Annotated in this window: 22 protein-coding genes and 1 pseudogene; 20 read left to right on the plus strand and 3 right to left on the minus strand. The window is 67.4% G+C overall.

From position 1 onward, the window contains the following. Positions 1-160 precede the first annotated feature (160 nt). The 7 genes from topA (at position 161) to HCR68_RS01555 (ending at position 9475) form a co-directional block, all read left to right on the plus strand. On the plus strand, positions 161-3103 hold the full coding sequence (gene topA / locus HCR68_RS01525; protein ID WP_167145517.1) for a type I DNA topoisomerase: 2943 nt from the start codon (positions 161-163) through the stop codon (positions 3101-3103). A gap of 270 nt (positions 3104-3373) precedes the next feature. Next, positions 3374-3976 carry a DUF3060 domain-containing protein gene (locus HCR68_RS01530; RefSeq protein WP_167145519.1) on the plus strand — a complete coding sequence of 201 codons (603 nt, stop codon included), beginning with the start codon at positions 3374-3376 and terminating at the stop codon, positions 3974-3976. Positions 3977-3983: 7 nt separating this feature from the next. Further along, on the plus strand, positions 3984-4712 hold the full coding sequence (locus HCR68_RS01535; RefSeq protein WP_167145521.1) for a response regulator transcription factor: 729 nt from the start codon (positions 3984-3986) through the stop codon (positions 4710-4712). Next, a complete protein-coding gene (locus HCR68_RS01540) occupies positions 4709-5977 on the plus strand; it encodes a HAMP domain-containing sensor histidine kinase (RefSeq protein ID WP_243858865.1) in 1269 nt (422 codons plus the stop codon). Before HCR68_RS01535 ends, HCR68_RS01540 begins: the two co-directional genes overlap by 4 nt. A 102-nt stretch (positions 5978-6079) precedes the next feature. Further along, positions 6080-6442 carry a hypothetical protein gene (locus HCR68_RS01545; RefSeq protein ID WP_167145523.1) on the plus strand — a complete coding sequence of 121 codons (363 nt, stop codon included), beginning with the start codon at positions 6080-6082 and terminating at the stop codon, positions 6440-6442. A 50-nt stretch (positions 6443-6492) separates the two neighbouring features. After that, positions 6493-8814 carry a DUF6571 family protein gene (locus tag HCR68_RS01550; RefSeq protein WP_167145525.1) on the plus strand — a complete coding sequence of 774 codons (2322 nt, stop codon included), beginning with the start codon at positions 6493-6495 and terminating at the stop codon, positions 8812-8814. Positions 8815-8860: 46 nt separating this feature from the next. Continuing rightward, positions 8861-9475 carry a hypothetical protein gene (locus HCR68_RS01555; protein WP_167145526.1) on the plus strand — a complete coding sequence of 205 codons (615 nt, stop codon included), beginning with the start codon at positions 8861-8863 and terminating at the stop codon, positions 9473-9475. Between the two features lie 20 nt (positions 9476-9495). Here the strand turns inward: HCR68_RS01555 and HCR68_RS14100 are convergent. Both HCR68_RS14100 and HCR68_RS01560 read right to left on the minus strand, forming a co-directional pair. Then, a pseudogene (locus HCR68_RS14100) lies at positions 9496-9688 on the minus strand (hypothetical protein); the annotation flags it as partial. Positions 9689-9974: 286 nt separating this feature from the next. Further along, a complete protein-coding gene (locus HCR68_RS01560; protein ID WP_167145528.1) occupies positions 9975-10676 on the minus strand; it encodes a hypothetical protein in 702 nt (233 codons plus the stop codon). 246 nt (positions 10677-10922) lie between these two features. Between HCR68_RS01560 and HCR68_RS01565 the strand changes: the two genes are divergently transcribed. From HCR68_RS01565 to HCR68_RS14105, 8 genes are all read left to right on the plus strand, one after another. Then, entirely contained in the window at positions 10923-12170 is a 1248-nt protein-coding gene (locus HCR68_RS01565) for an OmpA family protein (protein ID WP_167145530.1), read from the plus strand. Positions 12171-12268: 98 nt separating this feature from the next. Beyond that, a complete protein-coding gene (locus tag HCR68_RS01570; protein ID WP_167145532.1) occupies positions 12269-12949 on the plus strand; it encodes a DUF3060 domain-containing protein in 681 nt (226 codons plus the stop codon). A 424-nt stretch (positions 12950-13373) separates the two neighbouring features. Beyond that, a complete protein-coding gene (locus HCR68_RS01575; protein ID WP_167145534.1) occupies positions 13374-13775 on the plus strand; it encodes a GntR family transcriptional regulator in 402 nt (133 codons plus the stop codon). Then, on the plus strand, positions 13772-14599 hold the full coding sequence (locus HCR68_RS01580; protein WP_167145536.1) for an ABC transporter ATP-binding protein: 828 nt from the start codon (positions 13772-13774) through the stop codon (positions 14597-14599). The genes HCR68_RS01575 and HCR68_RS01580 overlap by 4 nt, the downstream gene beginning before the upstream one ends. Further along, positions 14592-15302: an ABC-2 transporter permease gene (locus tag HCR68_RS01585; protein ID WP_167145538.1), complete on the plus strand. Its 711-nt coding sequence runs from the start codon at positions 14592-14594 to the stop codon at positions 15300-15302. Before HCR68_RS01580 ends, HCR68_RS01585 begins: the two co-directional genes overlap by 8 nt. Positions 15303-15424: 122 nt before the next feature. Beyond that, positions 15425-16018 (plus strand): hypothetical protein, encoded by a 594-nt coding sequence (locus tag HCR68_RS01590; protein WP_243858866.1) that lies wholly within the window; start codon positions 15425-15427, stop codon positions 16016-16018. 42 nt (positions 16019-16060) lie between these two features. Then, positions 16061-16675, plus strand: coding sequence for a hypothetical protein (locus HCR68_RS01595; RefSeq protein ID WP_243858867.1), 615 nt, complete (start codon positions 16061-16063; stop codon positions 16673-16675). A gap of 5 nt (positions 16676-16680) precedes the next feature. Next, the gene (locus HCR68_RS14105; protein ID WP_243858868.1) at positions 16681-16869 is read left to right on the plus strand and encodes a hypothetical protein; all 189 of its coding nucleotides are present in this window, start codon (positions 16681-16683) and stop codon (positions 16867-16869) included. 153 nt (positions 16870-17022) lie between these two features. Here HCR68_RS14105 and HCR68_RS01600 read toward each other — a convergent pair whose 3' ends face one another. Beyond that, entirely contained in the window at positions 17023-18702 is a 1680-nt protein-coding gene (locus tag HCR68_RS01600; RefSeq protein WP_167145540.1) for a glycoside hydrolase family 20 protein, read from the minus strand. Positions 18703-19019: 317 nt separating this feature from the next. Between HCR68_RS01600 and tmk the strand changes: the two genes are divergently transcribed. The 5 genes from tmk (at position 19020) to HCR68_RS01625 (ending at position 26544) form a co-directional block, all read left to right on the plus strand. Next, complete coding sequence (gene tmk, locus HCR68_RS01605) at positions 19020-19796, plus strand: dTMP kinase (RefSeq protein WP_167145541.1); 777 nt, start codon at positions 19020-19022, stop codon at positions 19794-19796. Further along, positions 19793-21109, plus strand: coding sequence for a DNA polymerase III subunit delta' (locus tag HCR68_RS01610; protein ID WP_167145543.1), 1317 nt, complete (start codon positions 19793-19795; stop codon positions 21107-21109). The genes tmk and HCR68_RS01610 overlap by 4 nt, the downstream gene beginning before the upstream one ends. A gap of 107 nt (positions 21110-21216) precedes the next feature. Further along, on the plus strand, positions 21217-22905 hold the full coding sequence (locus tag HCR68_RS01615) for an alpha/beta hydrolase (protein WP_167145545.1): 1689 nt from the start codon (positions 21217-21219) through the stop codon (positions 22903-22905). A 223-nt stretch (positions 22906-23128) separates the two neighbouring features. Continuing rightward, positions 23129-24850: an alpha/beta hydrolase gene (locus tag HCR68_RS01620; protein WP_243858869.1), complete on the plus strand. Its 1722-nt coding sequence runs from the start codon at positions 23129-23131 to the stop codon at positions 24848-24850. Between the two features lie 29 nt (positions 24851-24879). Next, positions 24880-26544 (plus strand): alpha/beta hydrolase, encoded by a 1665-nt coding sequence (locus HCR68_RS01625; protein ID WP_243858870.1) that lies wholly within the window; start codon positions 24880-24882, stop codon positions 26542-26544. Positions 26545-26574: the final 30 nt, after the last annotated feature.

The following is a 26574-nucleotide window of genomic DNA, read 5'->3' on the forward strand; positions in this document are numbered from 1 at the left end:
CCGGCGTGAGCCGGCTCCCCGCCGTTCGTCCTCGTCACCTGCCCCGATCACCCGGATCATCACGATCATGCGGAGATCGCCCGGGCCTGCCGACGGCGCGAACCACCCACAGACCCGCCAGGCGCGGCCAGCCGCGCACCACCCGTGAGGAAGGCTTTACGTGTCCACCAAGCTCGTCATCGTGGAGTCCCCCAACAAGGTGCGCTCCATCGCCGGCTACCTCGGTCCGGAGTTCGACGTCGAGGCCTCCGTGGGGCACATCCGCGACCTGCCGCAGCCCTCCGAGCTGCCCGCCACCATGAAGAAGGGGCCCTACGGGAAGTTCGCGGTCGACGTCGAGGACGACTTCACGCCCTACTACGTCGTCAACCCCGACAAGAAGAAGACGGTCGCCCAGCTCAAGAAGGCCCTCAAGGACGCCGACGAGCTCTACCTGGCCACCGACGACGACCGCGAGGGCGAGGCCATCGCCTGGCACCTCCAGCAGGTCCTCAAGCCCAAAGTGCCGGTGCGCCGCATGGTCTTCACCGAGATCACCCGCGAGGCCGTCACCCGGGCCCTGGACAACACCCGCGACCTGGACATCCACCTCGTCGACGCCCAGGAGACACGCCGCATCCTGGACCGCCTCGTGGGATACGAGGTCAGCCCGGTCCTGTGGCGCAAGGTCCGCGCCGGCCTGTCCGCCGGGCGCGTCCAGTCGGTGGCCACCCGCCTCGTCGTCGAGCGCGAGCGCGAGCGCATGGCCTTCCGCTCGGCCTCCTACTGGGGGGTCGAGGCCACCTTCTCCACCGTCCTGTCCCCGGTGGACGTCACCGCCCGCCAGGACGCCTCCTTCACCGCCCGCCTCGTCACCCTCGACGGGCGACGTGTGGCCACCGGCCGCGACTTCAACGACGCCGGCGAGCTGCGCCCGGCCGCGCTCAAGGCCTCCGCCGTCCACCTCCACCAGGTGGGGGCCACCGCCGTCGCCGAGGCCATCGGCCGGGGCGAGCCGCGTGTGGCCGGCGTCGAGGACAAGCCCTACAAGCGCCGCCCGGCGGCCCCCTTCACCACCTCCACCCTCCAGCAGGAGGCCTCCCGCAAGCTGCGCATGAACCCGCGCGAGACCATGCGCGTGGCGCAGGGCCTCTACGAGAACGGCTTCATCACCTACATGCGTACCGACTCCACGGTCCTGTCCGCCCAGGCCGTGTCCGCGGCCCGCTCCCAGGTGGCCGAGCTCTACGGGGCCGAGTACGTCCCCGGGCGACCCCGCGTCTACGCCTCCAAGTCCAAGGGCGCCCAGGAGGCCCACGAGGCGATCCGCCCCGCCGGCGACCACTTCCGCACCCCGGCCCAGGTCTCCGGGGAGCTCACCGGCGCCCAGTTCCGCCTCTACGAGCTCATCTGGAAGCGGACGGTGGCCTCCCAGATGGCCGACGCCGTCGGCTCCACCGCCACCGTGACCGTCGAGGTGCCGCTGACCCCGGCGGCCGGCGAGTCGCGCGACTCCGGCCCCACCTTCTCCACCGCCGGCCTGACGGCGTCGGGCACCGTCATCACCTTCCGCGGCTTCCTGGCCGCCTACGAGGAGGGCCGCGACGCCGAGCGCTACCAGGACGACTCCGGCGCCGCCGGCAAGGACGCCAAGGACGTGCGCCTGCCCGCGATGATCACCGGCCAGGAGCTGGCCGCCCTGGCCGCCGAGGCCTCGGGCCACGAGACGACGCCGCCGCCGCGCTACACCGAGGCCTCCCTGGTCAAGGCCCTCGAGGAGCGCGAGATCGGCCGCCCCTCGACCTACGCGGCCACCATGTCCACGATCTCCGACCGCGGCTACGTGGACCACCGCGGCCAGGCCCTGGTGCCGACCTGGCTCGCATTCGCCGTCACCCGCCTGCTGGAGGAGAACTTCACCGAGCTCGTCGACTACGACTTCACCGCCTCCATGGAGCGCGACCTGGACCGGATCGCCGCCGGCGAGGAGGACCGGGTGGCCTGGCTGCGACGCTTCTACAACGGGCAGGGCGTCCCCGAGGACGTCGCCCAGGAGATCGCCGAGGCCGCGGCCTCCGGCGAGCTCGACGCGGCCGCCGCCTCCGCCGCCGAGCTGCGGGCCCAGGGGCTCAAGGGGCTGGTGGACAACCTCGGTGAGATCGACGCCCGCGCCGTCAACTCCATCGAGATCGGCGAGGGCATCACCCTGCGGGTCGGGCGCTACGGCCCCTACCTGGAGGACGCCGAGGGCAAGCGCGCCAACGTGCCCGCCGACGTCGCCCCCGACGAGCTGACCGTGGACAAGGCCCGTGAGCTCTTCGCCCGCGCCGCCGACGACGGCCGCGAGCTGGGTGTCGACCCGGTCAGCGGGCACGTCATCATCGCCAAGGACGGCCGCTACGGCCCCTACGTCACCGAGGTCCTGCCCGATCCTGAGGAGACGGCCGGGCAGACGGAGACCGCTGCGGACGGGCAGACCGCCAAGAGCACCGCAAAGACCACGAAGACCAAGACGACGCGGAAGACCGCCAAGGCCGCCAAGCCCAAGCCGCGCACGGCCAGTCTCCTGCGCTCCATGGACCTGTCCACGGTGACCCTGGAGCAGGCCCTGGACCTGCTCAGCTTGCCGCGCGTCGTCGGGCAGGACCCGGAGTCGGGCACGGACATCACCGCCCAGAACGGCCGCTACGGGCCCTACCTCAAGAAGGGCACGGACTCACGCTCCCTGGAGACCGAGGAGCAGATCTTCACCGTCACCCTGGAGCAGGCCCTGGAGATCTTCGCCCAGCCCAAACGGCGTCGGGGGCAGGCGGCGGCCCGCGGGCCGCTGCGCGAGCTCGGCGAGGACCCGGCCACCGGCAAGCCCGTGGTCATCAAGGACGGCCGCTTCGGCCCCTACTTCACCGACGGGGAGACCAACGTGACCCTGCGCCGCGGTGACGACCCGGCCACCGTCACCCCCGAGCGCGCCTTCGAGCTGCTCGCGGAGAAGCGCGCCAAGGGACCGGCCAAGAAGCGCACCACCCGTAAGACCACCGCCAAGAAGACCGCCACGAAGAAGTCCACGGCGAAGACCGCCACCAAGAAGGCTGCGACGAAGACGGCCACCTCGAAGGAGGCCTAGCTGTTACGGGCGGGGACATCCTGCACGTACGGGTGCCGGATTCCTGTCCCCGAACGCGTGGACTGCACCCGACGGCGTCGAATGTCCCCGGCCAGAGGACAGGGCACCCGGCGGGGTCGAATGTCCCCGAACGCGTAGGCGTTTTTGTTCCGTGAGCATCATCGCGGCCGCAGTCGCAGTTCTGCGACAGATCGGCGACGAGGTGGGCACAACCGGCCGGTATTGTATTTCGCGTACAACTCCCCACATGACTCCTGAGAGGACCCCATCATGCGCCTGCCCAAGATCGTTCTCGCCGGTACCGCGGCCCTGGCCCTGTCCCTGAGCCTGGGGGCCTGCTCCCTGTCCGTCAACGGCTCAGGCTCCGGTGACTCCGGCTCGGCGGCCGCCACCCAGGCCGAGCAGAAGGACTCTCAGAGCACCGACACCGGAGCCTCCGCCAAGGCCGATGCTCAGGCCTCGGGGAACTCCAACGGCTCGGCGAAGGCCTCCACCGGCTCCGACCACAAGGATGATGACAAGGACAGTGACAAGGACGGCGACGACGCCCCCATCACGGACGCCACCTGGAAGGACATCCAGAGCAAGGGCGAGCGCACGGAGGTCTCCGGCTCCTACGCCGTCCAGAGCTCCGGAGGCACCCTCAACCTGGTGGGCGACCTCGACACGCTGACGGTCCAGGGCTCCGAGGTCAAGATCGCCGCCGAGGACGTCGACACCCTCACGATCCAGGGCTCCGACGTCACCGTCTACGCCCGCGACATCGACCACCTCACCATCATGGGATCCAACGTCACCGTCCACTGGCTGGGCGATGACCCGACGATCCAGGACGCCGGCGCCGGCAACACCACCGGGAAGCTCGCCCAGTGAGACTGCCGTGACCCAGCCCGCCGCACCGGCTCCGTCCGCCACCGTCCTGCTCGTCGACGACGAGGCCCCCATCCGCCGCTCGCTGGGCCCCTACCTGGAGCGCAGCGGGTACCGGGTCATGCTCGCCTCGGACGGGATGGAGGCCCTGGATCTGCTGGCCTCCTACCAGGTGGACATCATCGTCTCGGACGTCCTCATGCCCAGGATGGACGGACGTGAGCTGGTGCGTCGGGTCAGGTCCGGTGGGGCCTGGACCCCCATCATCCTGCTCACCCAGGTCGACGCCTCCTACGAGCGGGTCTCGGCCCTCGATGACGGCGCCGACGACTACCTGTCCAAGCCCTTCGACCCCGCCGAGCTCGCCTCCCGGATCCGCGCGGTCCTGCGCCGTACCCGGGGCACGGCCCAGCCGCTCACCTCCGCCTCCAGGCTGGTGGCCGGCGATCTCGTCCTGGAGCGGACCTCCCGGCGGGTCGCCCTGGCCGGTCGCGAGGTGACGCTCACCCCGAAGGCGACGATGCTCCTGGACTACCTCATGAGCCACCCGGGCGAGCTCCACACGCGCGATGACCTGCTGGCCTCCCTGTGGGGAATCGACTTCGCCACCTCCACGCGCGCCGTCGACCACCGCATCCGCGAGATCCGCCAAGCGCTGGGGGACGACGCCGCCCACCCCACCTACATCGAGACGGTCCCCTCCGTCGGCTACCGCTTCCGGGCCGGGGTCCAGGCATGAACCAGTCACCGTCGGGGGCACCGGCGTCGAACCTGCCGCCATCGCTGCCTCCCCGGGAGTCCTCACAGGACGGCCGCACCCGCTACCTGCCGCCGAGGCTCGACCCGGGCGGGCCTCAGACCATGGAGATCCGCCTGCCCCCGGCGGGGCCGTCGCAGCCGACGCCCGGGCCCTCGGTGGTTCCTGCGCCGGCGGCTCAGCCGACGATGGACCTGGCCATGGCCGCTCAGCCCACGATGGGGCAGCCCGCGCTGGGCGAGGGGCGGGCCGTGGGGCCTCCTTCCGGGCCCACTCCTGAGGCCGCGCCGGTCGACCCGGCCTCTGCGGCTGAACGACCATCCGGGAGAGCGTGGATCGGGTGGCTGATTGCGCTGCTCGTCATCGCTGTAGCGGTGGCCGCCGCCTATGCCGTCTACGGCATGACTCCTCTGCTCATCTCTACGACGGTGCCGCTCGTGGTGGCCCAGGCCGGCGCCGTCCTCCTGCTGCTGGCCCTCCTCGTCACCGTGGGGCGGCGTCGGCAGCGGCTGGCGACCGAGCGCGCCCGCCGTGAGGCCCAGCGGGAGGCCTGGGCCCACCACCAGCAGTTCCTGCGCCGGCTCGACCACGAGCTGAAGAACCCGCTGACGGCGGTGCGGGCGGCGGTCGCCGATCTGCCGCAGGCCCACCCCCAGGAGTGGCAGGCCCGGGTCGACGTCGTCGACGCCCAGGCCCGTCGGATGGGCCGCCTGGTGACGGACCTGCGCAAGCTGGCCGACTTGGAGACGGCCGCGCTCTCACTGGAGGACGTCGATATCGCCGAGACCGTCCAGGACGCCGCCCAGGCCGTCAGCGAGGAGGGCACTGCTCGTGGCCGGGCGCCCCGGATCCGCTTGGATCTGCCGCAGGTGCCGTGGCCGCTCTCGCACGTGCGCGGCGACGGCGACCTGCTGTACTCGGCCGTCTACAACGTCATCTCCAACGCCTCGAAGTACACCGGCCCCGGCGGCACCGTGGAGGTACGCGGCCGGGAGGAGTCCGGCACCGTCACGATCGAGGTGGCCGACACCGGCATCGGGGTGCCGCAGGCGGACCTTCCGGCGGTGTGGAGCGAGCTGGCCCGCGCCGGCAACGCCCGCGGACTGCCGGGCTCGGGACTCGGGCTGGCGCTGGTGGCGACGATCGTGCGCCGCCACGGCGGCAGCGTGCGCATGGCCTCCCGTGAGGGCGTCGGAACCCGGGTGTGGCTGAGCCTGCCCGTCGCCGGTCCGGGTGGCGGCGGCTGAGGTCGATCCAGGGCGGAGGATTCGAGTTTCCCAGCATATTCTGCCGACGTTACGGTAAAGTGATCCGAGGCTAACCCGCCATCCAGGACGTAAGGACCTTTGATGCCTGATAACCCCCCAGCCGACTCGACTGACGGCAAGGTCGATAACAAGAAGCTGATCGCCATCAATAACATTCAGTCCAAGGCGACCTCCGCGCAATCGAATCTTCGTGGGTGGGCGCCGGCGTCGGGAGGGTCTGTCGAGACGCTGAAGTCGGGACTGGAGGGGATCTGGGATGCTCCAGTGGCGGAGACCTTGTCCGCGACGATGACTGCTGCTGTGGACTCGGTCGACTCCGATTCTGGGGTGATGGCAACGATCATCAGCGACCTGAGCGCTGCAGCGGCGCAGCAGAGACTGAGTCCGGGTGAGAAGGTCAAACCGGACGAGTACCCGACGGAAGCGAACTGGAAGACGGAGTAGGCGCCACCGTTGGTGCTCGATTGAATTGAAACAACAGAATAAGAGGAATCATGGCCTTCTTTAAAATCGATACCGAAAAAGCCACGACTCAGAGCAATCGCCTGAATGAGTATGGCACGTTTGTTGCCACTGAAAGATCCAATATCTACAAGTCCAGCGAGAACAACTCGCATCCTGTGGGCACAGTGGAGGAGGCTGCGCGAGCCTATGGATCGGCTCCTGGAGTTTCGGGGGGTACTCCGGGTGCTCCAGCTTCCCCCGATGGGTCGTCCACCCAACCGGACGCACTGGGTGGTGATGGATCTCCAACGACTCTGGCTGGATGTGTCTCCGCCATCATCGGGCTCGCCGCTGAGCTGAAGGCTCGCACGACAGAGGTCATTAACCTCAACCAAAGCGGTGTTAACAATCTGAACGCCGATGGTACGTACTCCTACTATCTTCCCGATCCACCCGAGGGGACAACTGATACGGCGGCCTATTGGGCCAGCATGGACACCTCCTCCAACGTGCGGGCGTATAATACGGAATCTGCTGCGAACGGTAAGAGGCAGGCGCAGGAGCTCGAAACCGCTATCAACTCGGGTGACCAGGCCAAGGTCAGTCAACTTCTTACTGAGATTGATAAGCACCGAGATGTCCCGGCATATGGGGCCACGTTCTATAAACAATGCGGTGGGCCCAACGAATATCTTTCCCTAGTGCACAGTGCGGAGCAGACACTTAGCACCGATCCGAATGCTGTGCTTCATGTTGTCAATACGTTAGGACACGTACTGGGCGGCGCATCTCAATCCGCCGTTGGTGGTGATAGCTTAGGCAAGGAGTTCTCGGCAGCAATCAAGGGAAGTCCTTTGGGAGACAAGGTAGCGGCGTTCAATGCGCTGACATCTGCGCCTGGATCTCTGTATGGGACGGGGTTTCTGGTAGATGCGGCAACCATTCTTGAAGATGTGGATCCGAATAAACTTAGTGCGGGGACTGGCTTGCTCTCTCTGGAATTCACTAAGGATCCGATGGCTGGAGTGCTCGCCGCAATGGGGAACAACTCGAAAGCGGCGCTCACCTATCTCAGTGGTACGGGATCGGTTGATGCAGAGGGTAACTGGGTGCCGGATGAGAAGACTCAGAAGCGGTGGGATAAGCTCACGTCGCGTGACTGGAAGAAATACGGTGTTGAAGACAGTGGTAGATCGTGGTGCAAAACGGGGCAGGAGGGATTCACTGCCGCTCTTGCTGCTGCATCATCGTACCGAAATGCAGACTCAACGAGCTCCAGCCGGGAATCGGATGCTCGAGCCACCTATGTCTCAGCCAATGGGATTGTTTACTTCGCCGGTGACGGGACAGATGGAAGGTATTCCTGGTCCAAGGGGGACTTCACTGATGCCATGCAGAAGAACATGGCCGTTGTGCTCGGCAACAGTCCTGAAGAGGTGTCGGGTGCAGCGTCAGGCGGAGGGTTCGACAATGAAGATGATGGACCCAGCCTTGGTAACGTCATCATCCGTAACCCTAAGGATCCGAAAAACCCTCTCACAATGCGACCCGGACACATTTCAACCCTGATCTATCGGTTTGGAAATAACGAGGATGCTCTAACGACGCTAACGGCTAGGCTTGGAGAATATCACCACGATCATAAGGAAGCGGCGATGAATACTCCTGGTGCCGGTGGGCAGACCTTACATGATGCGTATGCTCGCACCTCTGCGTCGATGGCTTACATCGAGTCATTGGCCAACTCGCGCGTCTCTGACGACATGATTGCCGCTCAGCAGGCACAATCTGCTGACGAGAAGGCGGTGAAGGCGAGGCAAGCCGAGGTTGTGGGAACATCACTATCGATTCTCAGTACGATCGCTGCCGCAGGGGTGACGGAACTAACCGCTGGATCGGGAGCTCCTCTCGCTCTCTCGCTGCTCACTGCGGCGGGGCAGCCGATCGCCACCGATCTCATGGTCGATGCGTTGGGAGGAGTTCCGGACGTTGGCACAGGTGGAAGTACCAACACGTCGAGTGGTGATGGATCCACGGTCAACACCTATGATGAGTTAAAAGCACAGGGGTACGCAGATGTCGCCAACCGCGGCATGTTCCAGCAGCAGCCAGAAAAGCCGGGAGAAAAAACCACGGACCAGAATGCGAAGGCGAAGCATCCTGATTGGTATGTAAAAGACGAGAATGGTAATCCCGTGCGGATAGATCCCGGCTCTCTGAGTTCAAAACAGATTGAAAAGATGATGAACTGGGAGAATGAAATTACCAACGACGACGACCGAGGTGTACTTAATTATGTAGATGGTGGGGTCGCCGAAGGCGAGACAAATGGGGGAGGTCATGCACGCAGCGCTCCTCCGTCAACGAAGTAGTTTCTAGCTCGATCAGGAGGGTGTTGTTGTCGTGTATGCAAAGTGTATGAAGAAGTATGTGCCAGCGCTGGCGATGTTTGCCGCTCTGTGTCCTTGGTTGTGCTCCTGCTCGTCGGTCAATCCGGAGAAAGCTTCATCATATTCGCCAACCCAAGTGGAAACGTACTTGAATCAAAGTGTTTTCTGTGAGGTCTTGTCTCAGGATGTGCTTGGTAATGCTTTGTCGATGCGGGTGAACTTTTTTGGGTATTCACATCACTTTGAGTACAGGTCGTTCCAGTGTGAAGTTAAAGGGAGGCGTTCTGGGGATAGCGGGGATTCCTCATTGCTGATCAATTATGCTGCAAACGGCAAATTGTCTAATGTTGGAGGGCGGCAAAAGTTTGATGAGATCGACGGTGCTGGGTATGCTGCTCTTAATGTCGCAGGAACTGAGGGGCATGGATATATTTGGTTTGATTCACGTAATGATAATATTCATTTTGCTTGGCTCTATCCGGATGGTTATGTCCTGGATGCTGTGCTCTTCGGAAATGGATTCTTGTATTCTGCCGACGACCCGGCAATCGATGGAATGCGTCTCATCGCGAACGCGGTGATTCCGGCGGTACCTCCCGTCGCGGCCGGATCAAGTCAGGCCTACACATCGTCAGTAAGTTGATTGCCGTCAGATGGGGCGGATCACTTCTGTCGGGGGTTGCTGTTGTTGGTGGTGAGGGTCTGGACCTCGGCGACGGGCAGGTTGACTGGTGGTGGTGACTGCCGGCAGGCTGCCGCTGGAGCCGTCGGTGGAGGTGTAGGAGGCGGAGTAGGCCACTGATACCGTCAACGGTGTGGTCCCGCCCAGGTGGGCCGAGCTGCGGTTGAAGGAGATCATGCAACGTAATAGCACGAGGGCTTGATGCTCACCGACGTCGACGATGAGACCACCTCGCCTCCGCCGCCCCCGCCGGACGAGGCCGTCGTGTACTGCTCGGTAATACTCACCGAGATCTCACCACCACCCGCATTCTCTGTCGATGCGGCACCCACTTGAGGGGCGGTATCAGGGCTGTTGGCGGTGCCGGCATGGGCGGCCGGCCCTGCAGTAACAGCGGCAGACAGGAGCAGGGTGGCTAAACCCATGGCTGACGTGTGTCTGTTCATGAAGTTCCCCTTCACTAGTTGACGTTGCAGGTATTGTGCTGACCGATCTCCTCTCGAGTGGCTCGCCACCTGCCGTCTTCCCCCTTGTTCATGAAGGTTATGGAGGGGAAACGTGACTGCCTACTTGGTGTTGTGATGTCTTTACCTTGGCCGTCAATGAACGTGGCCTGGGTCAGGTCCAGGCATGAAGAGACTGAATAACCGTTTCCATCTGCAGAGGCAATGACCTCGGAGACTGAGATCCTGATTGGTGGGCGAGTCAACTCGCCGTTCTTGTTGGTGGCGTTACGGTGGATGTCTCGTAGCGCCTCACCTTCGGCGAAGTCGTCTATGGTGTCCAGGCCTTCATCCTTCGTCCACAGGCGCCAGGTCGCCCTGTCGTAGGTGAAGTAGGCGCGTAGGACCTCGGTTTGGGTGGCGTCCAGGCTCTCGGGGATGGAGACGACCGTGTAACCCAGGTCTGGGTCGGACATCGACTCGGCTGTGACCGGGCCGCCGCCGGCCGTGCTGCTCGTGCTCGGTGAGGCGCTCGGGGCTCCGGTTGACGACGTCGTCGCGCCGGTAGAGGCGCTGGCCCCGCTTGCGGTGCTGTTCAACGGCGGGACGGTGCCGCCGCCCTTCGGGCTGTTCGATGAGCATCCCGCCAGGGCCAGGGAGCCGGCCAGTAGCGCCGCTCCCAGGGCGCCTGCCACGCGACGAGAACCGCACTGTCCCATGAGCGCACTCCATTCAGTTGTGGTCGGAATCGACCAACGAATCATAATGATCCGACTATACCCCGCACATCACAGCCGTATCACGGCAACGACCTCACGACGATATCGCCGTCGTCACTGACGTCGTCGTATCTTGAAGAGCTCCCCGCGCATCGGTGCGGTGTCGGTGCGGTCGAGACAGCCCTGTCGCAGGACTGCGACAGCGAGGGGACGGGACGGCGACAACGTGCCGGTAACGTTCATGTCATGACCAAAGCACTCATCTCCCTGCCCTCCCTCGCTCTCATCACCACCCTCGCCCTGAGCGGATGCTCCCTGAGCATCGGGGGTGGCGGCTCCTCGTCGCAGGCGCAGAGCCAGGAGACCCAGGGCGGCTCGGATACTGGCAGCACCGCGGGCGGTGCCGCGGGCTCGGCCTCCGCTCAGGCGACGAGCACGGCCGCCTCCGCGAGCCAGGCGGTCGCCGGCTACGAGCCCGGCCAGATCCCCCCGATCCCCATGATCTCCCTGCCCGACCTCAGCCTGCTCACCCAGTCCACGGGTGCCTTCACCCCGGACCTCACCCGCTCCATCACCTCCCAGCCAGGTGTCACCGTCAGGCCCGCGCGCTGCGATGCGAGCGGCTCGCTGGTCTCCGGCTCCACGGTGCTCGGCGGCGACGGATCCATGACCACGAGCTCAGGCGCCACCTCCGTCACCAACAACGGTGACGGCTCGGGCACCTACTCCGACGGCAAGGTCTCCATCACCAACAACGGAGACGGCTCAGGCACCTACTCCGACGGCAAGGTCTCCATCACGGTCAATGGCGACGGCTCGGGCACCTACAGCGACGACCACCTCTCCGTGACGGTCAATGGCGACGGCTCGGGCACCTACAGCGACTCCACCACCGGGGAGTCCATCGCTCTCAACGGTGACGGCTCGGGCACCTACAGTCGCGGCGAGATCTCCATCGCCAACAACGGTGACGGTTCGGGTACCTACAGCGACGGCAAGCTCTCCATCGCCAACAACGGTGACGGCAGCGCCGTCGTCAACGGCGAGCCCATCTCCGCCAAGCCGATTCCCAAGGCCGGCAAGGTCGGCACCTTCCCCTCCATCGATGCCGCCAAGCCGGTGCAGTCCTGCGGCACGGTCATCACCCTGGAGGACAGCGTGCTGTTCGACTTCGGCTCATCCGAGCTGCGCTCCGAGGCCTCCACCACGCTGACCAACCTGGCCACCGTCCTCAAGGACTCCAAGGCCCCCAAGGTCCAGGTCCAGGGCCACACCGACTCCGTCTCCGACGACGCCTCCAACCAGACCCTCTCCGAGCAGCGGGCCAAGGCGGTCTCCGACGCACTCACCTCCGACGGCGTGACCGCCACGATCGACTCCGTCGGCTACGGCGAGACCAGGCCCGTGGCCCCCAACGAGAACGCCGACGGCTCCGACAACCCCGCCGGGCGCCGCCTCAATCGCCGCGTCGAGGTCTTCGTCCCGACCTTCTGAACCCTCTGGCAATCCGACCCTGCCCGGCCGAGCCGACCTGCCGCCACCTACCGCTGACCGTCACCATCCCCCACCACATCTGAATACTGGAGAGAATCATGTCCCCGACCACTCGTCCCCTCTCGTCCCGTCGCGCCGCAGCTGCGATCCTCATGACCCTGTCCCTGGCCGGCGTCAGCGCCTGCTCCGTCTCCATCGGCGGCGGATCCACCAACCAGGGCGCCGCCACCACCGCGAGCCAGGAGGTCGCCTCGCCCAGGCAGTCCACAGCCGCCGCGCAGCCCTCGACGGCGGCGACCGGCTCGCAGGCCGCCGGGTCTCAGGCGACGGCGTCGGGCGCCCCGGAGCAGTCCGCGCCGGCTGCCCCGGCCGCCACAGCTGGGGGCAGTGCCCCTGGGGCCGGTGCCCAGCAGGCATCCGGTGACAGGCCCGGGGCGCAGGCGACCATCACCGACAGCGACTGGCTCAGCGACCTCGAGGGCGTGGACCGGACCGTCTCCGCGACTCCGTCCATGCTCCTGAACGAGGCCAATGATGAGGTTCGCATCGAGGGAGACGTGGCCAACCTGAACGTCTCAGCGGACAACGTGACGGTTGTCGTCGACTACGTCGGCCTGCTGACCGTCACCGGCACCAACGCCGAGGTCTACGTCAAGGACGTCGACCGCGTCGTCATCAAGGGAGGCAACGCAAAGGTGGTCTGGGCCGGAAACACCCCGAAGATCGAGGACTTCGGGAGCAACACCGAGACCCGGCAGCAGGGCTCCAGGAGCAGCTGACTTAAGACCGCCTCGTCCGCAGCCTCATCCTCACGCTCATCCATACCGTGTGGCCCGCCCGGCTCCTGAGCCGGGCGGGCCACACGGTTCGCGCGTGATCTGTGCCGGATCTGTGTCGGATACCTGCCGGATCACACGATGCTGGGGCGCTCGCCTTCCCAGGGGCGTGACGTCCCTCTTAAAGGTCGGCTTGACGACTGCATCGAGGGCGACAGTGGTCTTGAGTCGGCTCGATGAGGGCCTCCACTGGGCTTGTTCGTGAACCTGGTGACTGGGTCTGCTCCTGTTCCAGTCGTCGGGACAGCCCCTGAGCCGGCGTGCCCCGACCCCTGACCGCAGGTATATCCGCCGTATGTGGGCGAACGCATGCTTGACTCCATAGTGCACCTACTGTCTATAGTGTGTATGTACGGAAGGAGTTGCTATGCCGCTCTCGGTCGTTCTGTCCAATACGGCGGGAGTTCCCATCTACGAGCAGATCGCCCAGCAGGTCAGGGATGCGATCCTGACAGGCCAGGTGGAGGCTGACGAGATGCTGCCCTCGATCCGGGCTCTGGCCCGGGACCTGCGTGTCAGCGTCATCACCACCACCCGCGCGTACTCCGACCTCGTCACTGACGGCTTCCTGGCCAACGTTCCCGGTAAGGGCTACTTCGTTCTGCCCCGGGACTCCGAACTGGTGCGCGAGCAGGTGCTGCGGGAGGTCGAGGAGCACCTCGACCGCGCCGTGGAGCGCGCGCGCCTGGCCCAGCTCAGCGACGAGGAGCTCCACACCATGCTGCAGACCATCATCACCACTTCCAGCACATCCAAGGACAAGCAGTGAACCCTGTCGAGATCTCCCACCTCACGAAGCACTACCCGGACTTCAGCCTGAGTGATGTCACGTTCTCCGTCCCCGCCGGTTACGTGACGGGCTTCGTCGGGGCCAACGGCTCGGGGAAGACCACCACCATCAAGGCGGCCCTGGGCATGATCCATCCCGATGCCGGTTCGGCCACCACCCTGGGCCATGAGCGCATCGGCGTCGTCTTCGATGCCCCGCCCTACAACCCCGAATGGCGCCTGAAGGACCTGGGCCGTGGCATCGGACGCTTCTACCCCACCTGGTCCCAGGAGCGCTACGACTCCGAGCTCCAGGCCGCGGGCCTCGTCCCCACCAAGAAGGTCAAGGAGCTCAGCCGGGGCATGGGCATGCGCCTGCAGATGGCGGTGGCCCTGGCCCACGATCCTGAGCTGCTCATCCTCGACGAGCCGACTGGTGGACTGGATCCCCTGGCCCGTACCGAGATGGTGGACATGCTCGCCCAGTTCATGGTGGAGGAGGGCCGCACCATCCTGTTCTCCACCCACATCACCTCCGATCTCGATCGGTTGGCCGACTACCTGGTCATCCTCAGTCGGGGGAGGGTCGTGGCCAATGGCACCGCCGAGGAGATCATCGGCTCCTTCCGACTCGTGCGCGGTACTCCCGAGCGCCTGACCGACGCCGTGCGTCAGGCCTGCCTCGGACTGCGCAGCACTCAGCTGGGCTGGGAGGCCATGATGCCGGCCGACGCCGCCGAGGCGCTGGCTGACCGCATCGTCGTCGAGACTCCCACTATTGAGGACCTCGCCGTGCACATCGCCAAGGAGGCAGGCCATGAATGACCTCATGACTGCGGATCCGCGCGAGCAGCCGGGGGCGGCTGCGGTCACCGGAGCGCCGGTCGGCTCGGTGGGGAGAGCAGCGGCAGCCGGACGAGGGCTGGGTGGTCGAGTGCTCTCCCTGGTGCGGTTGCACCTCCTGGGCCTGCGGGGTGTTTTGCTCACCCTCCTCGGCCTTCTCCTCATTGCCGGCTCCTTCAGTCTCGTTACCGGCGATATCGTCCCGGTCAGCGGATTCCTTGCGGGGAGTTCCCTGGTCGGAGGCCTATCGGGGGTGATGGCCGAGCGCTCTGGCATCAACCGTCTGCTGGCCTCCCTGCCCGTCTCCCGGGCCGAGGTCGTCAACTCATACTGGGCAGCCGCAGTGCTGCTCCTCCTGGCCGCCTCGGTCCTCTACGCGGCCATTGGCCTCCCCTTGGGCGTACACCTGCGTGAGCTGCTCGTCCTTCCCCTCATCGTCATCGTCGGGCAGGCCCTAGGAATTCCTGTGTTCCTGCACTTCGGGCCTGGGCGCGGCATGCTCGTATGGCTGATCTCGATCCTTGTCGTAGGGGCGCTGGGCCTGGGGGTAGCCGGCTTCGGAGTGATCCGGGACCTCGCTCTGGGGACGACGACGGGCCGCGTCGTGCTCCTGGCCCTGGGGGCCGGCTCCCTCATCGGCCTGTGGGCGCTGAGCCATCGCCTCTACCTCGAGCAGGACCAGTGAACGCCATGACGACGGGGGCGGTGTCGGTGAACGGGCGGCACATCGGACGAACCACGACGACTGGGCCTTCCGGTCCCGGGAGCGATAGCGCTGAGATAGCGCCTGCCAGGGTGAGGGCGGTTGTGCGTCTCGACCTCATCGTGCTGCGCCATCGTGGTCCGCTGCTCCTCCTCCTGCCGCTGTCGTTCGCACTGTTCATCGGCGTGGACGTCCTGGTCGGTCGTCTTCAGGCAGTAGTGATGATGGGGGTCGCCCCGGGGCTGTGCGTCCAGTACGCGCAGGGGGCCGTCGAGGCCGCTCACCGCATGGGACGCCTCCACGGAGCGCTGCCGCTGCGGCGCAGCGAGCTGGTCGGTGCCCGTTGGATCGAGGGGCTCGTCCTGGCATTCCTCTCCTGCCTGGTCTGCGTGCTGGTGGCCGCTCTCACCGGTGACTGGGGTGGCCTCATGGCCGGCCTGGTCATCATCTGCCTGTCCGTGGCCCTCGGACTGCCCCTGTTCCTGTGCCTGGCGCCGGAGAGGGCCCTGTGGGTGTGGGGGCTGTGCCTGGGGACGGGGGTCGGCGCCCTCTATGGCGGCACGTTGCTGCTGGCCGGCTCCGTGGCGGAGGTGCTGCGTGAGCCGACGCCCGCGGTACTGGCCGCCCTGGCCTGCCCCGCCCTCCTAGGCGCCTCCCTGCTGGTGGCTCTCCGCTGGTACAAGCGCCAGGACCACTGAGACCCGGTGAGAAAGAAGTAAGAAGAAGTAAGGAGACCGGCCATGTCCGAGTCCATGACCACGTCCGTAACCATTGGACGAGCTGTATCCGCCATGCCCGCTACCGCCGAGTCATCCAGGGGACGCGCTCCCGGTGCTCCTGCTGCGGTGCGGGGGACGGGCGCCCTGACCCGGTGGGAGGCGGTGCGCGCCGTGATGCGCTTGGAACTGGTTGTCTGGGATAAGTCGTACCTGGTGGCGATGATAGGGCTGCTGCTTGTTGCGCAGGCCGGCATTGCCGCAGACCGCTGGCTTGGGGCGGTGCTCCCGCTCCCGCTGGTGCTCGTCCTGGCGCTCCTCCCGCCATTCATCCTCCTGTCCCTCTGCTGGTCGGTGTGCCTGTCCCAGTGGGGGCCACCTCGCTCCACAGAGGCTCTGCGGCTCTACGGGGCGCTGCCCGTGACTCGCGCCGAGGTGCTTGCCGGTCACTACCTGCTCATCCTGGCCTATGGGGGTGCCTCGGTCCTCTTAGCCGTCCTCAATCTCTTCGGGGCCCTCGGCGCCGCCGATCCCCTGGCCTGGGCGATAGCAGTGACGTGGGTGGTGTCAGTGATGGGGTCTGCGCGGCGATGCCCCCGGTGCTCGTCAGGTACCGCAGCGTCCTTGCGGGGATCGTAGTCATGATGGGGGTGTACACAGTCGTGGGCTCGCTCGCCGGGTTCCTCAAGGGCTCCGAGGCGGTATCCCTGCCCGCCGTCTCCCAGTCCGGGATGTTTCTGGGTCTGGCAGCTCTGCTCCTGGTGCTCGTCCCGGTGGGACTGGGCGCCTCATGGACGATTTGCCGCCGCGTCTACGTCCGGCAGGACCACTGAGGGCGTCGCCTGAGAGCACCAGTGGTGGTGGGGACCGGTGTCGTCCTGCTGGTCCGGCCCTCCTCATCGCCCTGGACCTGTCGCAGGTGCCGTGGCCGCTGTCGCACGTGCAGGATGACAGAGGTGACGGATCGGTGCTGGATCCCTGCCGGATCACACGGTGCTGGGGCGCACAGCGGAGCCGAGCAGCCTCTCGCGCCGCCTCCACAGGGAGTAGGGCGCGGCGTCATCGGGGTTCCAGATCCTGCTGGCCATGGCCCGCAGCAGAGGGCGGACGCCCTGGGCGACCTCTGCCTCGGTCTGCGCCTCGGGAACGTCGCACCAGATGGCGAATGACGCCCCCAGGTTCCAGTCGGGCTGCGGGTCCGGCCAGGCCTGCGGCCCGTGAACCCGGTGCTCGGGGAAGTGACCCGGCCGCCAGCCGTAGACCTCCTCCGCCGTGGGTATGCGGAAGTAGGGGTGACCCTCCTGGGCGAGCACGTAGTAGAAGCGGGTGTCGTTGACGTTGATGATGTCGTGCCCCTCGTCCACCAGAGTGCGCACGGTGGGGAAGGTGCGGTGCCCTCCGCTCCAGTAGGTGACGGTGACATCGGCGGGCAGGGTCTGGCTGGTCCCGGGAAGACTGAGCGCATCGTTCCAGACCCGTACCCGGTCCTTGCCCAGATCGTGCAGCTGGGTGGCCACTGTCTCCAGGTAGGCCACGTAGCCGTCGAGGACCGTCGCCTCGCTGCCGGCGCGGCAGTGGGCGCGGGCGTAGTCGAGCAGCTGAGGGAAGCGCTCGCCCATGTCCCGGTGGAACCGAGCGTCGTCCTCCTCGTCGTCGGCTCCGAGCGGGAACACCTCGTCACCGCCCAGGTGCCAGGACCGGGAGGGGAACAGCGGCGCGAACTCGTCAATGATGTCGGCGACCAGTGCCCGTGCGCCCGGCTGCGAGTAGTCCAGGATCCGGCGGCCCGCGGCGGTGTCGTCCACCCGCCACTGGGGATGGGCGTTCAGGACGGCCTCCATGTGGCCGGGCACATCGAAAGCCGGAATGATCTCCACGTGGTACCGGGCCGCGACGGCCACGAGCCGGGCCAGCTCCGACTGCGAGAGGTGCGCTGCGCTGACCACCTCGGGGTGCCGATGACTCTCCAGCCGGAAGCCCTCGTTCTCGGAGAAGTGCAGCTGAAGCTCATTGAGCTTGACCCATGACATCTCTCGAACCCGGTCCAGGAGCCAGTCCAGGGTGAAGTACTTGCGGGCGGCGTCGAGGTGCAGACCGCGAACCGGCCGCGACGGAGAGTCCTGCACGACGCCGGCCTCGACCCGGCCCTCCCCGGCCAGGCACTGCAGCAGGGTGCGGGTCCCGGAGAACACGCCGGCGGCCGTGGCGGCCGTGATCGTCACCTGCTGCGTCGTCACCTCCATCTCATAGCCCTCAGCACCGAGGGCCTCCCGGTCAGGGGTATGAGGCGCGACGACGAGCAGGATCCGTCCCTCCTGCCGGTCGGCCTCCTCGGACACGACCGAGACCACCGGGGGACGCTGCAGCAGTCCCAGGTCGTGCTCGCAGCACATGGCCCCGATCTCGGAAGCGAGCAGGTCGGCGGTATCCAGGAGGCCGCCGACCTCGTCGTCGTGCTGGGCGCAGGAGTCGTCATGGCCTGGGGCGCACCGGTCCGCGTCCGCCGTCGGCGACGACGTCGAGGTCACGATGACGGTGGAGGGACGCAGGCGGAACGGTGACAGCGCGCTCGGTTGGAAGGAGCGGACCGTTGGGATCACGCGGGCCATTCCGGACAGGGACGGCGAGTCGGGTGCCCGGCCGGGGGAGGGCGGTTCGATTGTCATGGAGGCTCTTCCAAAGTCCTCTCACGTCTTGACCCCGCCTTCCTGAGCTCCTTTGAATCAGGGGCCGGCGAAGTCAGTGAGTGAGAACGGTGAGGGGTGGTGCGGCGGGGCCGGTGCGTCGTTGAGACGGGATCGGGGTCCCGGTGGGGACCTTGAGCGGTGCTCGATTCACTCCGGTCCCGGGGCCCGCGCCGACGCCATCCTCCACCACGACCGCCCGCCGCGCCAGTTCCTGCCTCAGTCGTGGCCCAGTCGTGGCCCAGTCGTGCTCCAGTCCTCCGGGCTGCGGCGGCCGCTCCGGCCGCTACGCTGGGGACGTGACTCAGCCGCCCCCCGCCACGGCCCACCCCGGTCTGTTCATCTCCTTCGAGGGAGGCGACGGCGTCGGCAAGACGACGCAGATCCGCATCCTCGCCGACCTCCTGGCCGCCGCCGACGTCGACCACGTCCTCACCCGTGAGCCGGGAGGCACGGAGCTCGGCCTCGAGATCCGGCGCCTCCTCCTGCACGGCGGGCACGTCGCCCCGCGCGCCGAGGCCCTCCTGTACGCCGCCGACCGCGCCCACCACATCGCCACCAGCGTGCGGCCGGCACTCGAGCGCGGTGCCGTCGTCCTGACCGACCGCTACCTCGACTCCTCGGTCGCCTACCAGGGGGCGGCCCGCTCACTCGGCCCCGAGGAGGTGCGTGACCTGTCCCTGTGGGCCACCGAGGGCCTCCTGCCGGATCTGACCATCCTCCTCGACGGCGACCCCGCCCTGGCCGAGCAGCGCGCCACCGGTCGCGGCGCCAAGGACCGCCTCGAGCAGGAGGGCGATGCCTTCCGCGCCGCCCTGCGCGAGCAGTTCCTCGTCCTGGCCGGGGCCGAGCCCGAGCGCTTCGTCGTCATCGAGGCCGACCGGCCCGTCGACCAGGTGGCCGACGACGTCATCGAGGCTGTTGCCAAGGTCATCACCGAGGCCGTGCGCCGCCGCAGCGTGCACCACCACGGGCAGGGCGGGGCCCACCAGGGCGTGCTCGTCGGGTTGGAGGCCTTCGTGGAGGCCGCCGCCCGTCGTCGTGCCGAGCAGCCGGACAAGGAGGCGCGGTCATGAGCGTGTGGGACGACGTCGTCGGCCAGGCCAGGGCCGTGGACGCCTTCCAGGCCGCGGCCCTGGCCGCCCGGGACGTGGCCGAGCGGCGCGAGGCGAGCGCCGCCGCAGGGGGCGCTTCGGGGACTGCTGACATCACGGACATCGCCGACGTCATCGACACCCCGGGACGCGGGGGAGCGGGGTCCTCGGCCGGGCTCGCCATGACCCACGCCTGGCTCGTGACCGGCCCGCCCGGATCGGGCCGTTCCAACGCCGCCCGCGCCTTCGCCGCCGCCCTGCAGTGCACCGGTCCGGTGCCCGGCTGCGGGCAGTGCAAGCCCTGCCGCGACGTCATGGCCGGATCCCACCCCGACGTCGTGCGCCTGGCCACCGAGAGGCTCATCATCACCATGGATGAGGTCAAGACCCTCATCGGTGAGGCCCAGCGCCGCCCCTGGACCGGCCGCTGGCGCGTCATCCTCGTCGAGGACGCCGACCGCATGGCCGAGCGCACCACGAACGTCCTGCTCAAGTCCATCGAGGAGCCGCCGCCCCAGACCGTCTGGCTGCTGTGCACCCCCAGCGCCGACGACGTCCTGCCCACCATCCGCTCGCGCTGCCGCCTGGTGACGTTGCGGATCCCACCGGCCGACGCCGTCGCCGAGCTCCTGGTGCGCCGCGACGGCGCCGACCCCGAGCTGGCCGCCAGGGCCGCCCGGGCCAGCCAGTCGCATATCGGGCTGGCCCGGCACCTGGCCACCGACGCCGACGCCTGGGACCGGCGCCGCCGCCTCCTGCTCGCCCCGGTCTCGCTGCGCAGCGTCGGCGACGCCGTCCTGGCCGCCGCCTCCCTGGTCGAGGCCGCCGAGTCCGAGGCCAAGGAGGCCACGACCGAACGTGACGCCCGCGAGAAGGCCGAGCTGACCCGCGCCCTCGGCCTGGAGAGCGACGGGAAGATCCCGGCGGCCCTGCGCGCCCAGATCCGCCAGCTCGAGGAGGACCAGAAGCGTCGTGCCAAGCGGGCCCGTACCGACGTCCTGGACCGGGCCATGATCGACCTGCTGTCCTTCTACCGCGACGTGCTCACCACCCAGATGGGCAGCAACGTCGAGCGCGTCAACCTCGACCTGTCCGACGCCGTCGACCAGGCCGCCCGCACGACGACCCCCGAGCAGTCCCTGGCCCGGATCGCCGCCATCGAGGAGTGCCGCACCCGCCTGCGCTCCAACGCCGCCCCGCTGCTGGCCGTCGAGGCCCTCATGGTCCAGCTGCGCCCTCAGGCCGCAGCGATCCCCCAGTCGAGCCGCGTCCTGGGGGCTGGTGCGCCTCGATAACGCCAGGGTATTCCCGATGCGATGGAGCCACGGGGAGAAGGGGGTACGGGCCGTCTCATCCCTGAGACGGATCACATACCGGGCGGTTAGTTCATACGATGTTATTCATGGAGACGAAACAAGGACGGCTTAAGCGACATGGATACCGGAGTGCTGCCGTTTCCACGGTAGTGAGCAGGGGCGGGCCAGCCGGGAGTGCCCGGGGTGCCGGGCGTCGTCGGGTGTCTGCTGGGGTGCTGGCGGCTGTGGCGGGTGTGTGTCTGGGGGTGGGGGCCGGTGTGGTTCCTGCTGCTGCGGCGCCGGCTGCTCCTGCTGTTCCGGCTCAGGCGGCGGTGCCTGCGGGGTTGGAGTCGTTCTACAGCCAGAAGGTGGAGTGGTACGACTGCGGTGCTACCGGTGGGGTGGAGAGGTCGGCGGAGGCGACGGCGTTCAAGTGCGCCAAGGTCAGGGTGCCGCTGGATTACTCCAAGCCCGATGGTGAGACCATTGAGATCGCCATGAAGAAGCATGTGGCCACCGGTTCGGTGCGCCGGGGCAGCCTCTTCGTCAACCCCGGCGGCCCCGGCGGATCAGGGGTCAGTTTCCTTGAGACATCGGCGGAGACCACCTTCGCCGGGGTGCAGGGCGCCTACGATATCATCGGTTTCGACCCCCGCGGTGTGGGGTCCTCGACGCCGATCACCTGCGCCTCGGGGGACGACATGCCTGCTGTCGCAGAGGCCGCCCCGGCCGATGCTGGGACTGACGGCACGACCTTCGAGCAACGGGCGACTCGGATTGCCGCCCAGGCGAAAAAGCTGGAGGCCGACTGCGCCGCCAATACCAAACCGGCCGGGCTGCTCGACCACGTGGACACGGTCTCGGCGGCTCGGGACCTCGACGTCCTGCGGGCGCTGTCCGGCGATGAGAAGCTCAACTACGCCGGCTTCTCCTACGGCACCTACCTGGGTGCCCACTACGCCGAGCTCTTCCCGGCCAACACCGGCCGCATGGTCCTCGATGGGGCCCTGGACCCCAGCCTGACCCACAGCGAGCGGAAAATGGGGCAGGCTCAGGGATTTGAGCGTGCACTGCGCAACTACGTCGAGTGGTGCCAGTCGGGTCAGAACTGTCCGCTCAGCTCTGACCCTGACGCTGCACTCCAACAGATCGGGGACCTCTTTGCCTCCGCCAATCGGACGCCGATCCCTACCTCGGACCCGAACCGTTCGCTGACGGGCACGGAGATCATGACCGTTGTGCTGGTCTACCTCCGTGAGTACGAGGGCGCGTGGGGCGGTCTCAATGCTGCCCTGGACCAGGCCATCAACCAGAATGACGCCTCCCTCTTCAAGGAGGTGGTGGACTTGCTCGCCGCTCAACCCATGGTCGGCGAGGGCGCCTTTCAGGGGGTTACGTGCCTGGACTATCGGGTTGAGGGCGATATGACGACCTGGGCGGCGCAGAGCAAGGAGCTGGAGCGGGTCTCTCCCCGCTTCGGGCGCGGCTACGAGGGGGCCGACCTCGCATGCCAGTCCTGGGGGCACCACGGCACTCAGGCCCCCAGGGCGCTCCGCGCCAAGGGCGCCGCACCGATTCTCGTCGTCGGGACGACCGGCGACCCGGCCACACCCTATGAGTGGTCCAAGTCCCTCGCTGACCAGCTGGAGTCCGGCCAGCTCCTCACCTGGGAGGGCAATGGGCACTCGGCTTATGGCAATGCCGGCCGAGGCCCCTGCGTCACCAACGCGGTCGATACCTTCCTGCTCACCGGCACCATGCCCAAGAAGGACCTGACCTGCCACGGTCAGGAGTGAGTCGTCGGGGGAGCCGTCGGCCTCCCGGCGGTTCCCCACTGAGGAGTGTCAAGGAGCTCCGCGGGGACCCGTGAGAGCCTCATCGGGGTCTCATCGGAGACTCAAGGCCGTGGGTGGGAGCGCCGGAACCGGGTGCTCCCACCCACGGTTCTCCTCTCATTTCCTCCCAATCCTCCGGCGCACTCCGCTGTCGGTTTGTAATATAAATGTTATGAAAATAAGCATGAAACAGTGTGCGGCTCCGAGCCGGGTCATGTCGGCGCGTCGTCGGGTGTCTGCTGGGGTGCTGGCGGCTGTGGCGGGTGTGTGTCTGGGGGTGGGGGCCGGTGTGGTTCCCGCTGCTGCGGCGCCGGCTGTCCCGGCTGTTCCGGCTCAGGCGGCGGTGCCTGCGGGGTTGGAGTCGTTCTACGGCCAGAAGGTGGAGTGGTACGACTGCGGTGCCACTGGGGGGATGGAGAGGTCGGCGGAGGCGACGGCGTTCAAGTGCGCCAAGGTCAGGGTGCCGCTGGATTACTCCAAGCCCGATGGTGAGACCATTGAGATCGCCATGAAGAAGCATGTGGCCACCGGATCGGTGCGCCGGGGCAGCCTCTTCATCAACCCCGGCGGCCCCGGTTACTCAGGGGTGGAGATGGTGGAGAGCAACGAGACCGAGTTCTCGCCCGACCTCAACGCATCCTTCGACATCATCGGCTTCGACCCCCGCGGCGTGGGGGCCTCGACGCCGATCACCTGCGACGTCGTCGGGGGAGCACTGCCCGCCGGCGCGGCTCAGGCAGCCATGGGAGTCAATGACCCCCTGCCCGGTTCCCTCGCCGCCGACGCCGCCGGCGCCGACCCCACCCCCTTCCAGGACGCCCAGGACCCCGCCGCCGATGGCGCGGCGCAAGGGGACATCAGCTTCCAGACGCTCATCGACGAGATCACCAAGGACTTCACGCAGGAGGAGGCCCAGTGCGCCGCCAGCACCAAGCCGGCCGGGCTGCTCGACCACGTGGACACCGTCTCGGTGGCCCGGGACCTCGACGTCCTGCGGGCGCTGTCCGGGGATGACAAGCTCAACTACCTGGGCTTCTCCTACGGCACCTACCTGGGCGCCCACTACGCCGAGCTCTTCCCCGCCAACACCGGCCGCATGGTCCTCGACGGCGCCGTCGACCCCAGTCTCTCGCTGGGGGAGCGGGCCGCCGGCCAGGCCGCGGGCTTCGAGAGCTCGCTGCGCACCTACGTCGAGCAGTGCCAGGCGGGTCAGGCCGTCCAGGCCGGCCAGAGCTGTCCGCTCACCGGCGACACCGAGGCCGGGGCCCAGCAGATCCGCGATCTCATCGCGGCAGCCGACCAGACGCCACTGAAGACCTCCGACCCGAACGTCACCGTGGATGGCAGCACGATCCGCGTCGTCGTTCGCCGCCTCATGTACTCCTCCGAGTACTGGAGCTTCCTCACCTACGCCCTCGACCAGGCCATCACCCAGAACGACGGCTCCTACCTCCAGGCGCTCTACGGTCCGGCGACGGCCGGCGTCAGCGCGCCGACCTACTACGCCGTCAACTGCCTCGACATCCCGGTTCAGGGGGACATGGCCGCTTGGGAGAAGGAGTATCAGCAGATCACTCAGACCTCGCCGACCTTCGGCGCCTCCTTGAGCAACCAGGACGCGCGCTGCCGGGCATGGGGCCACAACGGGACCCGCAAGCCCGCCCCCATCCACGCCAAGGGGGCCGCCCCCATCCTGGTGGTGGGCACGACCGGTGACCCGGCCACCCCCTACGCCTGGTCACAGGCCATGGCCGAGCAGCTCGAGTCCGGCCGGCTGCTGACATCGGAGGGCAACGGCCACACCGCCTACGGACGCTCCGGTTCCTGCATCCATGGCGCAGTCGACGGCTACCTCATCAACGGGACGGTGCCCGAGCAGGGCGCGACCTGCAAGAGCGGTGAGTGATGCCGGCCTACGCGGGGCCGAGTACGGCCATGGGTAGGTGTCTCCGCTCCACCTACAGGAGGAGGAGTCTGAGGACTCGGCGTCATAAGGTTCATCCCGTGACTACTGAGACTCCTCGTCAGCCTCGTACCAAGCGCTTTGTCGCGGCGATCGCCGCGCTCCTGGTGTGCACCGGCCTGACGGCCTGCCAGGGCTCCCCGGATATCAAGGCCTCGCCGGCCACGGCCTCGGCCTCGGCAACGGTCCCGGCCGGGTTGGAGGGCTTCTACACCCAGAAGGTCTCCTGGTACACCTGCGCCAAGAAGGGCATGGACCAGGCGAAGTCCGGGGAGGACACCGGCTTCACCTGCGCCAAGGTCAAGGTGCCGCTGGACTACGACAACCCCGGTGGTGAGACGATCGAGATCGCGGTGAAGAAGCGGGCCGCCAACGGGGACTCGGTCGGGTCCTTGTTCATCAACCCGGGCGGGCCGGGAGGATCGGGCACCGACCTGGTCGAGAGCGTCGGCTCCTACTTCTCCAAGAACCTGCTGGGCTCCTACGACGTCGTCGGGTTCGATCCTCGGGGCGTGGGCGCCTCAACGGCGATCGACTGTCTGACCGATGCCGAGCTCGACGCCGAGCGAGCCGGCGCGAACGACCCGGCGACGCCGTCGGCGACCGCGACCATCGAGCGGGCCCAGAAGATGAACACGGCCTGCGAGTCGAAGACCAGCACCCCGGGCCTCCTGGACCACATCGACACCATCAGCGCCGCCCGGGACCTCGACATCCTGCGCGCTGTCGACGGACAGCAGGTCCTCACCTACCTGGGCTTCTCCTACGGCACCTACCTGGGGGCGACCTACGCCGAGCTCTTCCCGGCCAGTACCGGCCGCATGGTCCTCGACGGCGCCGTCGACCCGTCTCTGGGCGCGGAGGACCTGGCTCTGGGCCAGGCCAAGGGCTTCGAGGCCTCGCTGCGGGCCTACGTGGAGAACTGCCAGAGCTCCAGGACGGGTTGTCCCTTGAGCGGAGACGTCGACTCCGGCGTCTCCCAGATCCGCGAGCTCCTGGAGTCCACGAAGACGGCACCGATCCCGACCTCCGACGACCAGCGGCCGCTGACCTACGACCTGGCCCTCTACGGTGTCCTGGGATCGATGTACCAGACCAGCCTGTGGCCGTCTCTCAACCTGGCCCTGGGCCAGGCGATGGGCAACACAGGAGACCCGGACGGGAGCGGGCTGCTCACGATCGCCGATGCCATCGCCTATCGGCAGAGCGACGGCAGCTACTCCGGTAACGGCGCTGAGGCCCTCATGGCGGTCAACTGCCTGGACTACCCGGTCCAGGGCGACAACGCCTCCTGGGAGCAGAACGCCACCGCCGTCAAGGAGGCCTCGCCCACCTTCAGCTCGCAGCTGCTCTACCCCGACGCCTACTGCCAGGGCTGGGGTCATGAGTCGAGCCGCAAGCGTGAGAAGATCACGGCCTCCGGCGCCCCGCCGATCCTCGTGGTGGGGACCACCGGTGACCCGGCCACCCCGTACGCCTGGTCCGAGGCCCTGGCCGAGCAGCTCGAGTCCGGCCGGCTCCTCACCTGGAAGGGCAACGGTCACACCGCCTACGGGCGCTCCAACGACTGCGTCAAGAACGCCGTCGACACCTACCTGCTCAACGGCACGATGCCCGACAAGGGACTGACCTGCTGACCGGCACGCGGGTGCACGGCGAGTCCTGAG

This window comes from Actinomyces sp. ZJ308 (assembly GCF_011752065.1).
Classification (GTDB): domain Bacteria; phylum Actinomycetota; class Actinomycetes; order Actinomycetales; family Actinomycetaceae; genus Actinomyces.